Origin of the sequence: Actinomyces sp. ICM58 (genome assembly GCF_000283035.1) — a bacterium.
Classification (GTDB): Bacteria; Actinomycetota; Actinomycetes; order Actinomycetales; family Actinomycetaceae; genus Pauljensenia.
This window is the reverse complement of the sequence record NZ_ALIY01000047.1, coordinates 1-3196: the sequence shown is the minus strand read 5'-3', so window position 1 is coordinate 3196 and position 3196 is coordinate 1. Positions and strand designations below refer to the sequence as shown.

The following is a 3196-nucleotide window of genomic DNA, read 5'->3' as shown; positions in this document are numbered from 1 at the left end:
GCGGTGCGGAGGGCCCGGGCTCTTGGCCGTTGCGGCGCGCCTCGACGCGGGCGAGCACGTCTTCGAGGGTGTCGGGCTTGGGGGGTTCCTCGGGGTTATCGACGCGAGGGGCGCGCTGGACGGACTGGATTTCCTCGTCCTTGGCGCGCGAGACCTGCGCGAGGTAGGCCTCGATGACGTCGCCAATATCCTTGGTGGCCTTCTCTTCTCCGCGCGCGGCAGGCGGCTGGCCCATGCCGGGCAGGGGAATAGCCCCATCCCCACCGCTCCACGCGTCGAAGTGCTCTTCGAGGGCGCTGACGGTGTGGGCGATCTCGGGGTTGTTCTCGACGAGCTTCTCGATGTTCTCCTGGTCTTGGGCGGCGCCCTGTTCGAGGTCGCCGACGGGCAGGGACAGGTCTGCGAACTTCGCGAAGGAGGTGAGCAGCGCCGAGGATGCGGCCGGGTAGCCGGTGTCGGCCATGTAGAACGGGACGGCACCCAGCAGCGCCAGCCCGCCCATGCCTCGTTGCCCCATGCGGATCTGCACGAAGGTCGACAGGGGCGCGGGGAACTGCATGTGGTTCGCGATCGTGGCCCCACCCGCGGGCAGCAGGGAGGCGTCGGTCGCCTGCACGTGCACGGGGGTCGGGCGCGTATGGGGGACGCCGGAGGGAACGCCGTGCAACGAGAAGGTGATCTCGACGCCCGCGCGCTCGCAGATGCCGCTGATCGCGTTGGTGAAAGACTCCCAGTGGGCGTCCGGTTCCGCGCCATGCAGGACCAGGATCGGGTTACCCATATCGTCCTCGACCAGGTCGAGAACGGTCTGGGGCATCACCATGTCCGGGGAGGACACCCAGTCCTCGACGGTGATAATCGGCCGGTGGGATCGGTAGTCCACGAGCGCGTCGGCGTCAAAGGTCGCGACGCGCTCGTTGTGCAGCGAGCGCAGCATCTGCCCGATGGCCATGCGCCCGGCCCCACCGGCGTCGATCGCCCCGTCGAAGTGGATGAGGAGGATCTTGGCCTTTGCGCCCGCGGCGGGGCCATCCTCGTAAAGGTCGGTCGCGTTGATGCTCACGTCTCCTCCTCATGCTCGATCTTCTTCGTCGTGTCTAACGTACCCGCGAGGCACCCGCCGCGTCACCCGGGAACGCCATTTGAGCTTGGGGCGAAGCGCGCGAGTTGAATAGCGGCTGTTCACAGCGCAGCGACGAAAAGTGAGGGACAATAGAAGGCCACCAAAAACGAGGAGGACCCATGACCACGGGCGCGCAGCAGCACTCACCCACGGACCTTCCGTTGCCCGAACAGGAGTTTGTCGACAGCGCGTACAAGCGCCTGGATGCCCTGCGCGCCTCCTACCGCGAGCGCCAGGGACGCATTCACTCGACCCATGGTGTCGGCAACGCGCAGGCGTGGACGGAGCGCGAGGCTCTCTCGGCGCACTTGGGTGAGATGGCCGCGCGCCTGGAGGGCGTGGAGGAGCGCCTGGTGTTCGGCCGCCTCGACATGGTGGATTCGTCGACGCGTCACGTCGGGCGCCTGTCACTGTCTCATGATGACGGGACTCCCCTGCTCGTCGACTGGCGTGCCCCAGCTGCGCGTCCCTTCTATCAGGCGACGTCGGCCAAGCCGGAGGGGGTCGTGCGTCGCCGCCACATTTCGACGCGTGATCGGCGCGTGACGGGGCTGGAGGACGAGCTGCTCGATGCCTCGGCCGCGCACGGCCTGGAGCTGCAGGGCGAGGGCGCGCTCATGCATGCGCTCAGCGAGGCGCGCGACGGTCGCATGGGTGACATCGTCGCCACGATCCAGTCCGAGCAGGATCGCATCATCCGCGCCTCTGACAAGGGCCTCCTGGTCGTCCAGGGCGGGCCGGGCACCGGCAAGACAGCGGTCGCCCTGCACCGCATTGCGTATCTCCTGTACGCCCACCGCGAGCGCCTGGAGCGCTCGGGCGTGCTGCTCGTTGGTCCTTCTCGCTTGTTTTTGCGCTACATCGAGCAGGTCCTGCCGTCCCTGGGCGAGACGGGCGTCGTGTCGGTGACGGTGGGCGACCTGGTTCCGGGCGTGCATGCCCGGGCCAGCGAGGACGAGGCCGTGGCTCGGATCAAGGGGCTCCCGGCGTGGGCGGCAATCGTCAAGGAGGCGGTGCGCGCGCTCGCGAAGCTCCCCCGGGAGGATCAGGAGCTGCGCGTGTGGAACCGGACGGTGACGCTGACGCGCGCGGACGTGGAGGGCGCCCGGAGGCGCGCCAAGCGTTCGGGGCGGCCGCACAACGTGGCGCGGGAGTCTTTCGCGCGCGAGCTCATGGACGTGCTGGCGCTGCGCCTGGCGCGCGAGGCCGGGGATGCGGATTCCGAGGGCGGCGTCGATCCGGAGGTGAAACGCTCGTGGCTCATCGAGATTCGCGACTCCATCGATTGTCGTCGTGCGATCAACACGGCGTGGATGCCGACGAGCGCGCAGACGCTGCTGCGCAGGCTCTATGCCCGTCCCGAGGTGCTGGCGGCGGCCAACAGGCGCGCCAAGTCTCCCTTGCGCCCCGACGAGCTGGCGCTCCTCGTGAGGCCGCGATCCGCGCCCTGGACGGTGTCGGATGTGCCGATCCTGGACGAGTGCGAGGAGCTGCTGGGGCCCATGCCCTCCTCCTCGGCTCCCTCCCAGGAAATGGATCCGGCAGAGCTTGAGCGGGCGCGCGCAGCCATCGAGGGACAGAACCTGGGCGGGGGCATCGTCACCGCCCAGATGCTCGCCGAGCACAGCGCCGCGCAGGAGTCGTGGGCTCCCCTGTCTGAGCGCGCAGCCAAGGACCGCGCGTGGGCCTACGGCCACATCGTCGTCGACGAGGCACAGGAGCTGTCCCCCATGGCCTGGCGCGCCCTGCTGCGCCGCTGTCCCTCGCGTTCCTTCACGGTCGTCGGCGACCTCGACCAGCGCCGGGGCTCCACGCGGCCCCCCTCGTGGGAGAAGGCCCTGGGGCCGGCTGCTCGCGCCTTCGCGGCCGAGTACGCGCTGACCGTGTCCTACCGCACGCCCGCGACCCTCACCTCGCTTGCCGAGGGCGTGGTGGCGCGCGCAGGATCACCCGTCCTCTACCCGATGACCGCCGTTCGCGACGTTGAGGGCTGCTACCGCGTGACTCACGCGGACGCGCCCGAGGAGGCCCCGGCCTCGTCGCGCCGCGACAGCCCCCTGTGGCGCGCCGTCG

The 3196-nt window shown here is 69.7% G+C and carries 2 protein-coding genes; one reads left to right on the top strand and one right to left on the bottom strand.

Annotated features, from left to right (window positions below; all coding sequences use genetic code 11):
- Nucleotides 1-1063 (bottom strand): PAC2 family protein (locus HMPREF1138_RS01920; RefSeq protein ID WP_009055942.1); only part of this gene is annotated, 1063 nt, incomplete at its 3' end.
- A gap of 179 nt (nt 1064-1242) precedes the next feature.
- On the opposite strand from HMPREF1138_RS01920, the gene HMPREF1138_RS01915 reads away from it, so the two are divergent.
- The coding region (locus tag HMPREF1138_RS01915) for a HelD family protein (protein ID WP_009055943.1) at nt 1243-3196 on the top strand (1954 nt) is incomplete at its 3' end.